The sequence below is a fragment of the Starkeya nomas genome (assembly GCF_902703545.1).
GTDB lineage: Bacteria > Pseudomonadota > Alphaproteobacteria > Rhizobiales > Xanthobacteraceae > Ancylobacter > Ancylobacter moscoviensis.
This window is the reverse complement of the sequence record NZ_CACSAS010000001.1, coordinates 971,917-987,335: the sequence shown is the minus strand read 5'-3', so window position 1 is coordinate 987,335 and position 15,419 is coordinate 971,917. Positions and strand designations below refer to the sequence as shown.

The following is a 15,419-nucleotide window of genomic DNA, read 5'->3' as shown; positions in this document are numbered from 1 at the left end:
CCCCGGCTCGGTGGCGCAGGCGCCATCCCAAGCTCCGCGAGGAACCTCCCATGCCCACCGACAGCCGCTTCGTCTCCACCGAATGGCTCGCCTCCCATCTCGGCGCGCCCAACCTCGTCATCGTGGACGGCTCCTGGCACATGCCCGCGACCGGCCGGAAGGGGCGCGAGGAATACCTCAAGGCGCACATTCCCGGCGCCGTGTTCTTCGACATCGACGCCATTGCCGATACATCGAGCGGCCTGCCGCACATGCTGCCCTCCGAGACCATCTTCACCGCGGCGATGGAAGCGCTCGGCATCGGCAAGGACATGAAGATCGTCGTCTATGACAGTGTCGGCCTGTTCTCCGCGCCGCGCGTGTGGTGGACGCTACGCGCCTTCGGCGCCATCGACGTCGCCATCCTCGACGGCGGCCTGCCGAAATGGCTGGCCGAGGGCCGCCCGACGGAATCCGGCGAGGCGCCGTATCTGCCCGCCCGCTTCGACGCAAAGCTCAACCGCGCCTGGGTCGCCGGCATCGAGGACGTCGCCCGGCGGCTCGCCGACGGCAGCGCACAGGTGCTCGACGCCCGCGCCGCCGAGCGCTTCCGCGGCGAGGTGCCGGAGCCGCGCGCCGGCGTGCGGCCGGGGCATATTCCGGGCGCGCGCAACCTGCCGGTCTCCGAGGTGGTCAAGGACAGCCGCCTCGCCGATCCGGCGGCGATCCGCGCCGCGGTGAAGGACGCGGGGATCGACCCGTCCGCGCCGGTCATCACCAGCTGCGGCTCGGGCGTGACGGCCGCCATATTGTGGCTGGCGCTCGATGCCATCGGCACGCCGCCGCAGGCCCTTTATGACGGCTCGTGGACCGAGTGGGGCTCGTCCGACAAGCCGGTCGCGACCGGCCCGGCCGACTGAGCGCGGCACGACCCACAGCCTTTGTCCCGCCAAGCCCGGGCTCAGCCCGGGCATCCACGGCTTCGCGGCTGGACACTGCGGCTCGGCATTCTCGGCAGAGGCGTGGATGGCCGGGCCAAGCCCGGCCATGACGTCGTCCCGGTGAGGCGGCGTCGGGACGACGAAGGACGCGCAGAGGCGCCTCAGTGCAGGATCTGGCTGAGGAACAGCTTGGTGCGCTCGTGCTGCGGGTTGGAGAAGAACGCGTTCGGCTCGTTCATCTCGATGATCTGCCCGGCATCCATGAAGATCACCCGGTTCGCCACCTGCCGCGCGAAGCCCATCTCATGCGTCACGCAGAGCATGGTCATGCCTTCCTCGGCGAGGCTCACCATGGTCTCCAGCACCTCCTTCACCATCTCCGGGTCGAGGGCGGAGGTCGGCTCGTCGAACAGCATGATCTTCGGCTTCATGCACAGCGCGCGGGCGATGGCGACGCGCTGCTGCTGGCCGCCGGAGAGCTGGCCCGGGTACTTGTTGGCCTGCTCGGGGATCTTCACCTTGCGCAGGAAGTGCATGGCGAGTTCCTCGGCCTCCTTCTTGGGCATCTTGCGCACCCAGATCGGCGCCAGAGTGAGGTTTTCCAGCACGGTGAGGTGCGGGAACAGGTTGAAGTGCTGGAAGCACATGCCGACCTCGCGGCGGATCTCGTCGATCCGCTTCAGGTCGTTGGTCAGCTCGATGCCGTCGACGATGATCGTGCCCTGCTGGTGTTCCTCCAGCCGGTTGATGCAGCGGATCATGGTCGACTTGCCCGAGCCGGACGGGCCGCAGATGACGATGCGCTCGCCGCGCAGCACCCGCAGGTTGATGTCCTTCAGCACATGGAACTCGCCGTACCATTTGTGAACACCGACGAGTTCGACGGCGACCTCCCGGCTCGGCGGCGTGTGCACGGCAGGCAATTCATCGCTCGGGACGATCGAATGAGCTTCGGTCATGAGAGGCCTCCGTCAATGCCGGTGAGAGGTGTTCAGCCGCCGCTCCACGAAGAGAGAATAGCGCGACATGCCGAAGCAGAAGAGGAAATAGACCAGGCCCGCGAAGGCGAAGCCGGTGTAGAGCGTGACCGGGCTCGCCCAGTTCGGATCGGTGAACGACGCCCGGAGCTGGCCGAGGAAGTCGAAGATCGAGACGATCAGCACCAGCGTCGTGTCCTTGAACAGGCTGATGAAGCTGTTCACGATGCCCGGAATGACCAGAGTGAGCGCCTGCGGCAGGATGATGAGGCGCATCATCTGGCTCCAGGTCAGCCCCATCGCCATCGCCCCCTCGTACTGTCCCTTCGAGATCGCCTGCAGGCCTCCGCGCACCACCTCCGCCATATAGGCGGCGGAGAACAGCGCGACACCCACCAGCGCGCGCAGCAGGGCATCGGGATTGGTGCCTTGCGGAAGGAACAGCGGCAGCATGTAGGTGGCGAAGAACAGCACGGTGATGAGCGGCACGCCGCGCCAGAACTCGATGAAGATCACCGACAGCAGCCGCACGATCGGCATCTGCGAACGCCGTCCGAGCGCCAGCAGGATGCCGAGCGGCAGCGAGGCGACGATGCCGGTCACCGCGATCACCAGCGTCACCAGCAGCCCGCCCCATTGCCGGGTCTCGACATAGGAGAGGCCGAAGTCGATGTCCCAGACGAGGACAAGGGCGCCGAACGCGAGGAAGACCCACATGGCGGCGCGGGCCGCCGCCCGGCCATTGCCGCCGAGGGCGGCGATGAGCCCGCCGACCACCGCCATGACGAGCAGCGCGGTCAGCACGTAATCGACCCAGAACGCCACGTTCACACCGGCGACCGTGACATCGCCGGTGATCGCGCGCACGAGGCCGAGACGCTCGAACAGGAACGCCGAGGCGTTGATGTTGCCGCCGGTCAGCAGGACGAAGGCGATGATCGGGTAGGCCACGAAGAACAGCAGCGAATTCAGCCGCTTCAGCGGCCAGCTCGGCACCAGTAGCGGCACCATCAGCAGAAGGCCGGCGGCGAAGACGATGTTGGGCCGCCAGCGCTGGTCGATCGGGTAGAAGCCGTAGATGAGCTGGCCGAACTTCGCCTTGATGAAGGGCCAGCAGGCGCCGACACCCGGGCCGAGGCAGGCTTCGCGGTTCTCGCCGGTCCATACGGCGTCGATCAGCATGAAGCGCACCAGCGGCGGTACCAGCCACAGCACGGCGAGAATGCCCGCGATGGTCAGCATCGTATTGAGGACGCTGGAGAACAGGTTCTCGCGCATCCAGCCGATGGCGCCGACCCGGCGCACCGGCGGAGGAAGCGGCGTCACCATCTCGGTGCGGATGAAGGTTCCGTCGTCAAAGGTCATGCTCATGGCCGGCCCTCACCGTTCCACCAGCGCGACGCGCTTGTTGTAGGCGTTCATGATGAACGCCGTGATGATCGACAGAAGCAGGTACACGCCCATGGTGATGGCGATGATCTCGATCGCCTGGCCGGTCTGGTTCAGCGAGGTGCCCGCGAACACCGCCACGAGGTCGGGATAGCCGATGCCCACCGCCAGCGAGGAGTTCTTGGTCAGGTTGAGATACTGGCTGGTGAGCGGGGGGATGATCACCCGCATGGCCTGGGGGATAATGACGAGCCGCAGGGTCGGCCCGTTGCGCAGGCCCAGCGAGTGGGCGGCCTCGGTCTGGCCGTGGCTCACGGACTGGATGCCGGCGCGCACGTTCTCCGCGATGAAGGCGGCGGTGTAGGTCGCCAGCGCCAGCGTGAGCGCGACGAATTCCGGGATCACCCGCATGCCGCCGGCGAAGTTGAAGCCCTTAAGCTCCGGCCGCTCGAAGGTGATCGGGAAGCCGGTGACGATCATGGCGATCAGCGGAATGCCGATCAGCAACGCGAGGTTGATCCACAGCACCGGGAGCCGGCGGCCGGTCTCCTCCTGCCGCCCGGCCGCCCAGTGGCCGAACAGGATCGCCAGCAGCAGCGCCAGCCCGATCGCCCAGAGCACGATGCCGTAGCCGTCACCGAACAGCGGGCGCGGGATGATGATGCCGCGATTGGACAGGAACACCTCGCCGAACAGGCTGATGCTGTCGCGCGGGCTCGGCAGGGCGCTGAGCACGGCGAGGTACCAGAACAGGATCTGGAACAGCGGCGGCAGGTTGCGCAGCACCTCGACATAGGTGGTCGAGATCAGCCGCACCACGAAGTTCTTCGACAGCCGGCCGATGCCGACCAGGAAGCCGATGATGGTGGCGAGGAAGATGCCGACCACCGCCACGAGGATCGTGTTCAGCAGGCCGACGACGAAGGCGCGGCCATAGGTCGAGGTCTCGGTGTAGGGGATCAGCGTCTGGCTGATGCCGAAGCCGGCGGTGTTGTCGAGGAAGCCGAAGCCGGTGGCGATCTTCTGCGCCGCGAGGTTGTCGCGGGCGTTCTCCATGAACATCCAGCCGAACACGACGACGAGTATCAGTGCGACGAGCTGCAGGCCGATGCTGCGTACTTTCGGGTCGTTGATGAACGACGCGCCTTTTGAATGCCCCTGAACGGGCTCGACCAGATCCGACATGATCCCCCTCGCCTCTTTCGAGGCCGATTAGCGTCCGGTGCCGGACTTTGCCGCCAGCTTGCCGGGGAAGAAGGAGCCCCCGGCCTTCGCCGGGAGCCCGTCAGAAAAGCGTCAGCGGATCGGCATGCCGTACTGCTGGCCGCCCTTGGTCCACAGCGCGTTGGCGCCGCGCTCGAGCTTCAGCGGCGTGGCGGGGCCGACGTTGCGGTCGTACATCTCGCCGTAATTGCCCACGCCCTTGACGATCTGGAAGGCCCAGTCGTTGCCGATGCCCATGCCCTCGCCGAACTTGCCCTCGGTGCCGAGCAGGCGCTTGATCTCCGGGTTGGTCGCGGACTTCTGCTGCTCCTCGACGTTCTTGGAGGTCACGCCGAGCTCCTCGGCGTTGATCTGGGCGAAGAGCACCCACTTCACGATGTCGAACCACTGGTCGTCGCCATGGGCGACCACCGGGCCGAGCGGCTCCTTGGAGATGATCTCCGGCAGCACGACGTGGTCGTCGGGGTTGGTGAGCTTCAGGCGCTCGCCGGCGAGGCCGGAACGGTCGGTGGTGATCACGTCGCAGCGGCCGGCGTCGTAGGCCTTGACCACCTCGTCATTGCTCGCGAAGGCGATGACCTCGTAGGTCATGTTGTTGGCGCGGAAATAGTCGGCGAGATTCTGTTCGGTCGTCGTGCCGGTCTGCGTGCAGACCGAGGCGCCGGAGAGCTCCAGGGCCGAGTTCACCTTCTTGTCCTTGCGGATCATGAAACCCTGGCCGTCATAATAGGTGACGCCGGTGAAATTCAGGCCCAGCGAGGTGTCGCGGGTGATCGTCCAGGTCGTGTTGCGCGACAGGATGTCGATGTCGCCGGACTGCAGCGCGGTGAAGCGGTCCTTGGCCGAGAGCGGCGTGAACTTGACCTTGGTGGGATCGTTGAAGATCGCGGAGGCGACGGCGCGGCAGAAGTCCACGTCCAGGCCGGTCCAGCTGCCCTTGTCGTCGGGCGACGAGAAGCCGGGCAGGCCCTGGCTGACGCCACACTGGACGAAGCCCTTGGCCTTCACCTGATCGAGCTTGGCCGCGGCCTGCGCGCCGGCGGCGCAGAGCCCGAAGGCCCCCGCGAGGGCGAACGTGGAGAGGAGGCGTTTCATGATGGCAGCCTTCTTCATTCGGATTTGAGCTGACGTACTCGCCGCGACGGCGCGGACAGCACGGGCGAAAGGAAAAGCAATTCGCATGCCGTGACGACGGTGAGGGAGCGGAGCATGCCTACTTCCTTCGTCTGACGGTAGCGGCGGATCGACCCCTCTCTCCGCCGCGCCAGACGCGGACGTCATCAGAACGCCGCAAACGGGTCCGGTCAAGCGCTTGACGCCGGCCCTCCCGTCCTCTCTCAATCGACCTTCGGCTGAACGCGTGAACAGGCATTAGGAATGGTAAAACAACCAGAAGGCTCGAACGCCCGCAGATACTCCGTCGATACGGAACTCGTCACCGCCGGCCGCGACCCGCAGCGTTTTGACGGCTTCGTGAATACCCCGGTCGTCCGCGGCTCGACCGTGCTCTCTCCCACCGTCGCCGATCTGGAGGGCCATACCGGCCGCTACACCTATGGCCGGCGCGGCAACCCGACGCTGGAGGGGCTCGAGGTCGCGCTGGCCGGGCTCGAAGGCGGCGCGGGCGTGGTGCTCACCCCTTCCGGCCTCTCCGCCGTCAGCCTCGCCCTGCTCTCGGTTCTCGAGGCCGGCGACCACCTGCTCATGGTCGACAGCGCCTATCAGCCCACGCGCCGCGTGTGCAACGAGATCCTCCGGCGCTACGGCATCGAGACCACCTATTACGATCCGCTCATAGCCGGCGGCATCGCCGATCTCGTCCGGCCGAACACGCGCGCCATCTTCCTCGAATCGCCCGGCTCGCAATCCTTCGAAATCCAGGACGTGCCGGCCATCGTGGCCGTCGCGGCGCAGCACGGCCTGTTCACGCTGATGGACAACACCTGGGCGACGCCGCTCTTCTTCCGGCCGCACGATTTCGGCGTCGACATCTCGATCCAGGCCGGCACCAAATATCTCGGCGGCCATTCGGACCTCAACATCGGCACCATCTCCGCCAATGATCGCGCCTTCCGGCGCGTGCATCTCACCCATGGCGACCTCGGCATCACCGTGGCGCCGGAAGATGCCTTCCTCGCCGCGCGCGGGCTGCGCACCATGGGCGTGCGTCTCGCCCGCCACCAGCAATCCGCCATCACGGTAGCCGAATGGCTGGCCGGACGGCCGGAAGTGCTGCGGGTTCTGCATCCCGCCCTGCCCGGCGGTCCCGGTCATGAGCTCTGGAAGCGTGACTTCAAGGGCGCCTCGGGCCTGTTCAGCATCATCCTGCAGCCCACGCCCAAGGCGGCGGTCGATGCGTTCCTCGACAGCCTCGACCTGTTCGGCCTCGGCTATAGCTGGGGCGGCTTCGAGAGCCTCGCCATCCCGTTCGACTGCTCCAGCTATCGCACCGCCACGCGCTGGGCGCCGGGAGGCCCCGGCGTGCGGCTTCATATCGGGCTGGAAGACCCGGCGGACCTCATCGCCGACCTCGAACGCGGCCTTGCCGTGCTCGCGACGGCGCGCTGAAACCGGCAGCGGTTCCGGGCGTTCGCTCGGGAATGCCCTAGGAACCGCTGCGATAGGGCGTCAGCCGCATCTCGCGCAGGCCGTTATAGTCGAAGCCGCGTATGTCCGCGCCGCGCTGGATGCGCAGGCCCAGCGCCTCCGCCCGGCGGGCGAAGCGCGCTTCCTGCCGCCGCTCGACGAAGACGATGCGGCAGCCTCCCGCCTTGAGGAAATCGGCCGCCCCCGCCCCGTCGAAATAGCGCGGGGCCGTCGGCAGCAGGAAGGCGAGGCTCGGCTCGTCATACCCGGCCGCCCCGACCTGAATGCTCCCGCTCTGGACGGCGCAGCGCTCCTGCGCCGCCACGGCGACGAGGCGCGGCGACAGCCAGAAGCTCTCGATCCGCGGCAAGACGAGCTGCATCACGCCAAAGCCGGACACGAGCATGCCGACAATGGCCACCAGCGCCGATTTCTCGATGCCGTATTCCCGCACCGAACCGGCCGCGATGACCAGCGCGAAGAAGCCGATGAGCAGCAGCGGCCAGGCAAGCACGCTCGTCGTGCGGTCGAGCACGGCGAGGCCGAGCAGAGCGGCCACGGCGATGACCGCGCCGATCAGCGGCCACAGCCAGAGCAGCCGCGCCAGCTTCGTGTTGCCGAGCGCCAGCGCGCCCCGTTCCACCGCGAGAGCGACGAGGATCGCGATCGCCGGCAGGGTCGGAACCACATAGGCCGGCACCTTGGTCGGCAGCAGTTCGAACAGCAGCCAGGCCGGCAGGACCCAGGCGAGCAGGAAGCGCACCGAACCCAGCCGGCGGGCCCTCCACACGATGGGGGCGGCGAGCGCGGCGAGCGGCGCGGCCGGCCAGAACAGCCCCCAGAACAGCAGGAAATAGACTCCCGGCAAGCCGCTGAAGCCCTGATAGTCCGATGCGACGCGGCCGAGCAGCGTCCGGGCGACCAGCCCCTCCTGCGTGTCGAACGCCCCGTAGCGCCGCAGCAGGAACCATCCCACGGCCACGGCGACGATAAGGGCCAGTCCCCCCATCGATCGCACCCGGCGGAGAAAACGCGCCGAGCGGTCGACGGCGACGAGCGCGACGAGCGGCAGCACCACGTAAAGCGGGGTCAGCAGGCCCTTGGCGAACAGCCCGAACGCCAGACCTCCCCAGAAGATCAGGGCCAGTCTCCGGTCCCGCTGTCTGCCGGTGACGTCATCGGGCGCGGCGTCGTGGCGCGCCGAAACATCGAGGGCAGAGGCATCACGGAAGGCAACATGGCGCTCGGCCAGGTAGAGCCGTCCCATCGCCCCCATCATCGCCGCGATGGCCGCGAGCAGCGCGGCTTCCGGCACGGCCAGACGCCCCGCCACGCCGAGCGCCACGCTGCCGGCCAGGAGACTGCCGGCGAACAGCGCGGCCCGCCGCCCGGTAAAGGCCAGTGCGGCCCAATAGGTCAGCAGAACGGCGGCGATGGCGGCGAGCAGCGACGGAAGTCGGTAGAACCAGATCCGCTGCATCGCCGATGGCACGCCGACAGCGTCCGCCGCCGCGACGATCGCCCCCTGGACCCAGTGCTGGCCGAAGGCCCGCGTCCGCTTTCCTTCCCAGCCCAGACGGGTTTCGGCGAGATTGCCGGTTTCCACCATCTGACGGGTGATCTCGGCAAAGCGCGCCTCGTCGCGGTCCACGGGAGGCAGCGAGAAGAAACCCGGCAGCAGGGCGGCGAGGCACAGCAGCACGAGGAAGAGACACGCATGGCGGTCGGAGCGGCTGCCGGCATCGAACAATTCGACGATCCGGTCGGGAAGACGCAGACCGCCCCGGGCATAAAGCGGCGCGTCCCGTCCGCTCCGGCCCGCACTCACTGACTTCATCTGGTGGAATCCCCGTCCCAAGCCGGCTGATCATACCAGAGGATTCGCCGGGATGGTGTTCCCCCCGCGCACCGCCGCGTCAGCCGGCGACGCTCACCACGGCGGCGGCGTTGCCGGGCGCCACCACGTCGGCGGGGTTCCAGGCCCGCAGCAGGGCGGGAATCCGCGAGGGCGGCAGGGCCTTGGAATAGAGGAAGCCCTGCGCCAGATCGCAACCATTGGCGCGCAGATAGGACGCCTGCGCGACCGTCTCGACGCCTTCCGCGACCGTCTCGATGCCAAGGCTCTGCCCGAGATGGATCACCGCGCGCACGATGGCCGCGTCGTCGATGTCGTGCTCGATGTCGTGCACGAAGGAGCGGTCGATCTTGATGCGGTCGACCGGGAACTGCTTGAGGTGCGAGAGCGAGGCGTAGCCGGTGCCGAAATCGTCCAGCGCGATGCGCACGCCCGCATGGTTCAACGATTGCAGGCTGTGCCGCACCGTCTCCGTCCCCCTGCCGAGGAACACGGTCTCCGTCACCTCGATGGCGAGCCTTTCGGGCTGGATGCGCGAGCTGTCGAGCGCCGCGAGGACCCGTTCGGCGAGCCCGCCGCGGATGAACTCCGACGAGGCGACATTGATGGCGACATGGCCGAATTCGCACCCCTGCGCGACCCAGCCCGCCATGTCCCGCGTCGTCAGCGCCAGCAGGCGCTCGCCGATGATGCCGGCGAGATCGGGGTCGTCGAAGGCCTGCCCGAACTCCTGCGGGCCAAGCAGCCCGCGCCGCGGGTGCCGCCAGCGCATCAGCGCCTCGAAGCCGACGATGGCGCCGGTACGCAGCGACACTTTCGGTTGGTAGTAGGGCTGGAACTCGCCATTCTCCAGCGCGACCCGGACGCGGGTGTAGAGCTGGATGCGCTGCTCGGTGGCCTGCTGCATCCGCGTGTCATATTCGACAGCCACCCCCCGCCCCGCCGCCTTCGCGCGATACAGCGCGATGTCGGCATTCTTGAGCAATGTCGAGGGATCGGTGCCGTGATCGGGCGCAACTGCTACCCCGATGCTACCACGGCAAGAAAGCGCCGTCCGCCGATAACTAAAAGGTTGGCGGAGGGTGGTTAGGAGGCGCTGGGCTGCAACGGTAGCATCCGTAGCACTGTCGATGCGGCTGAGTAGCACGATGAACTCGTCGCCGCCGAGGCGCGCCACCGTATCGACCTCGCCGACGCAGGCGGTGAGCCGCCGGGCCGCCTCGATCAGCAGCGCGTCGCCGGCGTCGTGGCCGAGCGTGTCGTTGACGTCCTTGAACTGGTCGAGATCGACCAGCAGCACCCCGACATAGCGGTGCGAACGGCGCGAACGGCGCAGCGCCGCCTCCAGGCGCTCCCGCATCAGACCGCGGTTCGGCAGACCGGTCAGCGCGTCATGATTGGCCATGTGCCACATGCGCTGCTCGGTCTCCTTCTGCTCGGTCACGTCCTGCAGGATGCCGAAGGCCCGGACGACCTGCCCGGCCTCGGTCTCCACCTGACAGGACTTGCGCACCAGGCGATGGTTGCCGAGGGCGTCGACGAAGGGCAGCTCGATGTCGAAGGGCTCGCGGTTGCGCAGGGCCGTCTCGAACTTCTTCTGGAAATGATGCCGCGCCTCCGGCGGGAAGTGCGACAAGGCCACCTGCATGTCGGTCTCGACGCCCGGCGCCAGCCCGTAGATGCGGTAGACGCCGTCGGACCAGCTCAGGCGCTCGGTCGCCACGTCGAACTCCCAGCCGCCGATCCGGGCCAGCCGCTCGGTCTGCGCGAGCAGGCTCTGCCGTCGCCACAACTCGCGGCTCTGCATTTCCAGCAGGCTCTGGCTGATCCGCCGATGGTCGAGCTCGCGCTTGGTGCGCCGCGTCGCCTCGTGCAGCCGGAACTGGTCGACGATCACGCTCGCCAGATGCGAGATCAGCTCGATCTCGAAATCCGTCAGCGTGCGCGGCTCCGGCCCCCACAGGCACAGCGAGCCGATATTGAGACCCGCCCGCAGGGCCAGCGGAACGCCGGCGTAGAAGCGGATATGCGGTTCGCCGGTGACGAAGATGTTCTGGGTGAAGCGAGGATCCCGGCTCGCATCCGGCACGACCATCACCTCGGACGACATGATGGTCCAGGTGCTGAAGGAATGCTCGCGCGACGTGCCTTCCCAGTCGATGCCCGCCTTCGCCTTGAACCATTGCCGGTCGCGGTCGACCAGCCCGACGGCGACGCAGGGCACGCCCAGCATTTCGCGGGCGAGCATGCACACCCGGTCCAGCGCGGTGGAGGCTCCCGTATCGAGAATCTCCAGCGCATGCAGCTCGGCCAGCCGTTCGGCCTCGTTGTCCGGCGTCGGAAATGCCATCGCACACCCGGTGGGTCGGCAGCAGCGTGAGGACCAACGCGAAGAGAAGGTGCTGGACCCGCTCAGACCCGGCCAGGCCCCCACGGCAAGGCCGATATTCCCGTATACCAGCGCATCGCCGAGCGGGAGTCTAGAAGTACTCCGCTCCGGTCAGTGCGCCGCGGCTTCGGCCGGGCTCTCGGCGAGACCGCCGGTCTCCACGATGAAGCGCGCCACTTCCGCGACGCCGTCGCCGGCTCGCACATTGGCGAAGACGAACGGCCGGCGGCCGCGCATCCGGCGCGAATCCCGGTCCATCACCTCCAGCGAGGCGCCGACCAGCGGGGCGAGGTCCACCTTGTTGATCACCAGAAGATCCGAACGGGTGATGCCGGGGCCGCCCTTGCGCGGGATCTTCTCGCCGGCGGAAACGTCGATGACGTAGATGGTGAGGTCGGCGAGCTCGGGCGAAAAAGTCGCGGCGAGGTTGTCGCCGCCGGATTCGATGAGGATGAGGTCCAGCTTCGGGAAGCGCCCGCGCATCTCCGCGATGGCGGCCAGATTGGCGGAGGCGTCCTCGCGGATGGCGGTGTGCGGGCAGCCGCCCGTCTCCACGCCCATGATCCGCTCGGCCGGCAGCGCGCCGGCGCGGGTGAGGATTTCCGCATCCTCCTTGGTGTAGATGTCGTTGGTGATGGCGCACAGGTCGTAGCGGTCGCGGAAGGCCCGGCACAGCGCCTCCATCAACGCCGTCTTGCCCGAGCCGACAGGGCCGCCGATGCCGACCCGGAGCGGGCCGCTGGTCTCGCTCGCCATGGAACCTCCCGCCATGAAACTCCCCCTTGCCTTCAGCTGCGGAACAGCCGCGTGTACTGCGTCTCGTGACGCATGGATGCAATGTCGGACCTGAGCGCCGCGCCGCCGATCCGCTCCAGCGGCACCGCGTCCGCCAGTCGCGCGACCTCGCGCACGGCGGTCGTCGCGGCGGCGAGCGCCTTGTTGCCATCGGTCTGGCCGAGCGGCACGAGGCGAACCGCCGCCGAGATGAGGTTCGCCGCCACGGCGTTGAGATAGGCCGCCAGTGTCGGCGCCAGCGGCAGGCCATGGGCGGCGGCGGCGATGCCCACCGCCACCGGATAGGCCACGCGCCCGTCCCAGATGGCCGCCAGCCGCTCGAATATCGGCGCGGGCCAGGCAGCGCGGGTCGCCGTGACGAAGGCGTCGCCCTGGTTGAGCGTCTCCATCTGCCGCTCCCGCGATGGCGCGAAAGCGGCGGCCAGCTCCAGCACCTCGACGAGGCGGGGCTCGTCTCCGGCCTCCACGGCATGGAACGCATGGGCCAGCAGAACGGCATCGGCGAACGGCCCGCCATGGCGCAGGAGGTCGTCGACCCAGCCGATCAGCGACGCGACGTCACGGATGTCCTGCGCCTCCACGGCCCATTCGAGACCGTGCGAATAGGCGAAGGCGCCCACCGGATAGGCCGGCGACAGCCAGACGAAGAGCGCCAGCAGATCGGGCGAGGCGCCTCCCGGCGCTGTGGCGGCCTCGCTCATCCCGTATCCTAGTGGCCGTGCCGGTGGCCATGGCCATGATGCTCATGACCGTGGTGTTCGTGGTCGTGATGCTCGTGATCGTGGCCGTGCTGATCATGGCTGTGATCATGGCCGCAACCGCAGGCGTGGCCGTGTTCGTGGGCGTGTTCATGGCCGTGCTCATGGGCATGCTCGTGACCATGGCCCTCGCCATGGACGTGCAGCACGTCGCGCTCGCGGGCCTTATGGCCGTGCTCCTGCCCGTGCTCATGATCATGGTGCTCGTGACCATGATGGTGGTCGTGATCGTGATGATCGTGGCCGCAGCCGCACGCCTCGCCGTGGTGGTGATCATGCTCGTGGTGATGGCCGTGCGCCTCGGCGGCCTCGTAGGCGCCGCCCTCCGGCTCGAAGGCCGCTTCCACCACCTCCACGCTCGCGCCGAGGCCGCGCGCCATCTCCTCCAGCACGCTGTCGCGGGCGATGCGGATGCGGTCGGCCAGCAGTTCCGCAGGCACATGGCGGTTGCCCAGGTGCCAGGCGAGGCGGGCGAGATGATGGGCGTCGCGGGCCACGATCTCCGCCACCGGCTCCTCGGCCGCGACCACCGCGACGGTGCGCCCGTCCTCCAGCGCCAGCCCGTCGCCATCCTTCAGCCGCGTGGCCTCGTCGAGGTCCAGCAGGAAGGCGACATCGCCCTCGCCGCGCATGGCGATGCGCCGGCGATAGCGCCCGTCATGAGGCAGCACGACGCGATCGGCGGCGGTCGCGACGTCCCAGCTACCAGCGGGCAGAACCTGACGGGCACGGATCATGATGGTCTCCTTCGGAGCAAGGCTTCGGCTGGCGCGCAGCCTGAACCCCGATCCTTAGAACAGGAAGTAGCGCTGCGCCATGGGCAGCTCTGTCGCCGGCGCGCAGGTCAGCAGCTCGCCATCCGCCCGCACCTCATAGGTTTCCGGGTCGATCTCCAGCTGCGGCGTCGCGCCATTGTGAATCATCGACGCCTTGCCGATGCCCCCGCGCACGTTCTCCACCGCCACGACGGACTTCTCGAGCCCGAGCCGGCCGCCGACGTCGAGCTCCGCCGCCGCGCGGGAGACGAAGGTGAGGCTGGTCGCCGTCCGCGCCTTGCCATAGGCGCCCCACATCGGGCGGTAATGCACGGGCTGCGGGGTCGGGATCGAGGCGTTGGGATCGCCCATCTGCGCGGCGACGATGGCGCCGCCCTTGATCACCATGTCCGGCTTGGTGCCGAAGAAGGCCGGCGACCAGACGACGAGATCGGCCAGCTTGCCCTTCTCCACCGAGCCGATATGGCGCGACACGCCATGGGCGATGGCGGGGTTGATGGTGTATTTCGCGATGTAGCGCTTGGCCCGCGCATTATCGTTGCGCTCGGTATCGCCCGGCAGCCGGCCGCGCTGGAGCTTCATCTTGTGCGCGGTCTGCCAGGTGCGGGTGATCACCTCGCCCAGCCGGCCCATGGCCTGGCTGTCCGAGCTCATCATCGAGATCGCGCCGAGATCGTGCAGGATGTCCTCGGCCGCGATGGTCTCCTTGCGGATGCGGCTCTCGGCGAAGGCGAGATCCTCGGCGATCAGCGGATCGAGGTGATGGCACACCATGAGCATGTCGAGATGCTCGTCGAGCGTGTTCACGGTGAAGGGCCGCGTCGGGTTGGTGGAGGACGGCAGCACGTTCGGCAGGCCGACCACCTTCATGATGTCCGGCGCGTGGCCGCCCCCGGCGCCCTCGGTGTGGAAGGCGTGGATGGTCCGGCCCTTGAAGGCGGCGACGGTATCCTCGACGAAGCCGCTCTCGTTGAGCGTGTCGGTGTGGATCATCACCTGGATGTCGTAGTCGTCGGCCACCGACAGGCAGTTGTCGATCGCCGCCGGGGTGGTGCCCCAATCCTCGTGCAGCTTCAGCGAGCAGGCGCCGGCCTCGATCATCTCCACCAGCGGGCCGGGCAGCGAGACGTTGCCCTTGCCGGAGATGGCGAGGTTGACCGGGAAGCTGTCGAAGGCGCGCAGCATCATCTCGATGTGCCAGGCGCCCGGCGTGCAGGTGGTGGCGTTGGTGCCCGCCGCCGGGCCGGTGCCCCCGCCCAGCATGGTGGTGACGCCGCTCATCAGCGCGTGCTCGATCTGCTGCGGGCAGATGAAATGGATGTGGCTGTCGAAGCCGCCGGCGGTGACGATCTTGCCCTCGCCGGCGATGACCTCGGTCGAGGCGCCGATGACGATGTCGACCCCGGGCTGGATGTCCGGGTTGCCGGCCTTGCCGATGGCGGCGATGCGCCCGTCGCGCAGGCCGATGTCGGCCTTCACGACGCCCCAGTGGTCGAGGATCAGCGCGTTGGTGATCACCGTGTCGACGGCGCCCTGGGCGCGCGTCACCTGCGACTGGCCCATGCCGTCGCGGATGGTCTTACCGCCGCCGAACTTCACCTCCTCGCCATAGACGGTGAGGTCCTTCTCCACCTCGATGACGAGCGAGGTGTCGGCGAGACGGACGCGGTCGCCGGTGGTCGGGCCGAACATGTCGGCATAGGCGGCGCGGGAAATCTTGATGGACATGGGGAATTCCGTTCGGGCGAAG

Annotated in this window: 12 protein-coding genes; 2 read left to right on the top strand and 10 right to left on the bottom strand. The window is 68.1% G+C overall.

Annotated features, from left to right (window positions below; genetic code table 11):
* Positions 1 to 50: 50 nt before the first annotated feature.
* A complete protein-coding gene (gene sseA / locus STARVERO_RS04690) occupies positions 51 to 899 on the top strand; it encodes a 3-mercaptopyruvate sulfurtransferase (protein WP_159598073.1) in 849 nt (282 codons plus the stop codon).
* A gap of 182 nt (positions 900 to 1,081) precedes the next feature.
* Here sseA and STARVERO_RS04685 read toward each other — a convergent pair whose 3' ends face one another.
* The 4 genes from STARVERO_RS04685 to STARVERO_RS04670 form a co-directional block, all read right to left on the bottom strand.
* Complete coding sequence (locus STARVERO_RS04685) at positions 1,082 to 1,879, bottom strand: amino acid ABC transporter ATP-binding protein (RefSeq protein WP_144342883.1); 798 nt, start codon at positions 1,877 to 1,879, stop codon at positions 1,082 to 1,084.
* A gap of 12 nt (positions 1,880 to 1,891) precedes the next feature.
* Positions 1,892 to 3,268, bottom strand: coding sequence for an amino acid ABC transporter permease (locus tag STARVERO_RS04680; RefSeq protein ID WP_159598072.1), 1,377 nt, complete (start codon positions 3,266 to 3,268; stop codon positions 1,892 to 1,894).
* A 9-nt stretch (positions 3,269 to 3,277) separates the two neighbouring features.
* On the bottom strand, positions 3,278 to 4,471 hold the full coding sequence (locus STARVERO_RS04675) for an amino acid ABC transporter permease (RefSeq protein WP_159598071.1): 1,194 nt from the start codon (positions 4,469 to 4,471) through the stop codon (positions 3,278 to 3,280).
* Between the two features lie 111 nt (positions 4,472 to 4,582).
* Complete coding sequence (locus STARVERO_RS04670) at positions 4,583 to 5,605, bottom strand: amino acid ABC transporter substrate-binding protein (protein ID WP_200837668.1); 1,023 nt, start codon at positions 5,603 to 5,605, stop codon at positions 4,583 to 4,585.
* Positions 5,606 to 5,887: 282 nt separating this feature from the next.
* Between STARVERO_RS04670 and metC the strand changes: the two genes are divergently transcribed.
* Complete coding sequence (metC, locus tag STARVERO_RS04665; protein ID WP_144342887.1) at positions 5,888 to 7,078, top strand: cystathionine beta-lyase; 1,191 nt, start codon at positions 5,888 to 5,890, stop codon at positions 7,076 to 7,078.
* Between the two features lie 37 nt (positions 7,079 to 7,115).
* Here metC and STARVERO_RS04660 read toward each other — a convergent pair whose 3' ends face one another.
* From STARVERO_RS04660 to ureC, 6 genes are all read right to left on the bottom strand, one after another.
* Positions 7,116 to 8,933 (bottom strand): ArnT family glycosyltransferase, encoded by a 1,818-nt coding sequence (locus STARVERO_RS04660; RefSeq protein ID WP_159598069.1) that lies wholly within the window; start codon positions 8,931 to 8,933, stop codon positions 7,116 to 7,118.
* A gap of 79 nt (positions 8,934 to 9,012) precedes the next feature.
* Positions 9,013 to 11,301 (bottom strand): putative bifunctional diguanylate cyclase/phosphodiesterase, encoded by a 2,289-nt coding sequence (locus tag STARVERO_RS04655; protein ID WP_159598068.1) that lies wholly within the window; start codon positions 11,299 to 11,301, stop codon positions 9,013 to 9,015.
* A 150-nt stretch (positions 11,302 to 11,451) separates the two neighbouring features.
* On the bottom strand, positions 11,452 to 12,096 hold the full coding sequence (ureG, locus tag STARVERO_RS04650; RefSeq protein ID WP_144342890.1) for an urease accessory protein UreG: 645 nt from the start codon (positions 12,094 to 12,096) through the stop codon (positions 11,452 to 11,454).
* 32 nt (positions 12,097 to 12,128) lie between these two features.
* Entirely contained in the window at positions 12,129 to 12,836 is a 708-nt protein-coding gene (locus STARVERO_RS04645; RefSeq protein ID WP_159598067.1) for an urease accessory protein UreF, read from the bottom strand.
* Between the two features lie 8 nt (positions 12,837 to 12,844).
* Complete coding sequence (locus STARVERO_RS04640; protein WP_159598066.1) at positions 12,845 to 13,630, bottom strand: urease accessory protein UreE; 786 nt, start codon at positions 13,628 to 13,630, stop codon at positions 12,845 to 12,847.
* Positions 13,631 to 13,684: 54 nt separating this feature from the next.
* Positions 13,685 to 15,397 (bottom strand): urease subunit alpha, encoded by a 1,713-nt coding sequence (gene ureC, locus STARVERO_RS04635; protein ID WP_159598065.1) that lies wholly within the window; start codon positions 15,395 to 15,397, stop codon positions 13,685 to 13,687.
* Positions 15,398 to 15,419 lie beyond the last annotated feature (22 nt).

Coding starts and splice junctions, on each gene's coding strand:
- sseA (WP_159598073.1), top strand. CDS start 51: ATGCCCACCGACAGCCGCTTCGTCTCCACCGAATGGCTCGCCTCCCAT.
- STARVERO_RS04685 (WP_144342883.1), bottom strand. CDS start 1,879: ATGACCGAAGCTCATTCGATCGTCCCGAGCGATGAATTGCCTGCCGTG.
- STARVERO_RS04680 (WP_159598072.1), bottom strand. CDS start 3,268: ATGAGCATGACCTTTGACGACGGAACCTTCATCCGCACCGAGATGGTG.
- STARVERO_RS04675 (WP_159598071.1), bottom strand. CDS start 4,471: ATGTCGGATCTGGTCGAGCCCGTTCAGGGGCATTCAAAAGGCGCGTCG.
- STARVERO_RS04670 (WP_200837668.1), bottom strand. CDS start 5,605: ATGAAACGCCTCCTCTCCACGTTCGCCCTCGCGGGGGCCTTCGGGCTC.
- metC (WP_144342887.1), top strand. CDS start 5,888: ATGGTAAAACAACCAGAAGGCTCGAACGCCCGCAGATACTCCGTCGAT.
- STARVERO_RS04660 (WP_159598069.1), bottom strand. CDS start 8,933: ATGAAGTCAGTGAGTGCGGGCCGGAGCGGACGGGACGCGCCGCTTTAT.
- STARVERO_RS04655 (WP_159598068.1), bottom strand. CDS start 11,301: ATGGCATTTCCGACGCCGGACAACGAGGCCGAACGGCTGGCCGAGCTG.
- ureG (WP_144342890.1), bottom strand. CDS start 12,096: ATGGCGAGCGAGACCAGCGGCCCGCTCCGGGTCGGCATCGGCGGCCCT.
- STARVERO_RS04645 (WP_159598067.1), bottom strand. CDS start 12,836: ATGAGCGAGGCCGCCACAGCGCCGGGAGGCGCCTCGCCCGATCTGCTG.
- STARVERO_RS04640 (WP_159598066.1), bottom strand. CDS start 13,630: ATGATCCGTGCCCGTCAGGTTCTGCCCGCTGGTAGCTGGGACGTCGCG.
- ureC (WP_159598065.1), bottom strand. CDS start 15,397: ATGTCCATCAAGATTTCCCGCGCCGCCTATGCCGACATGTTCGGCCCG.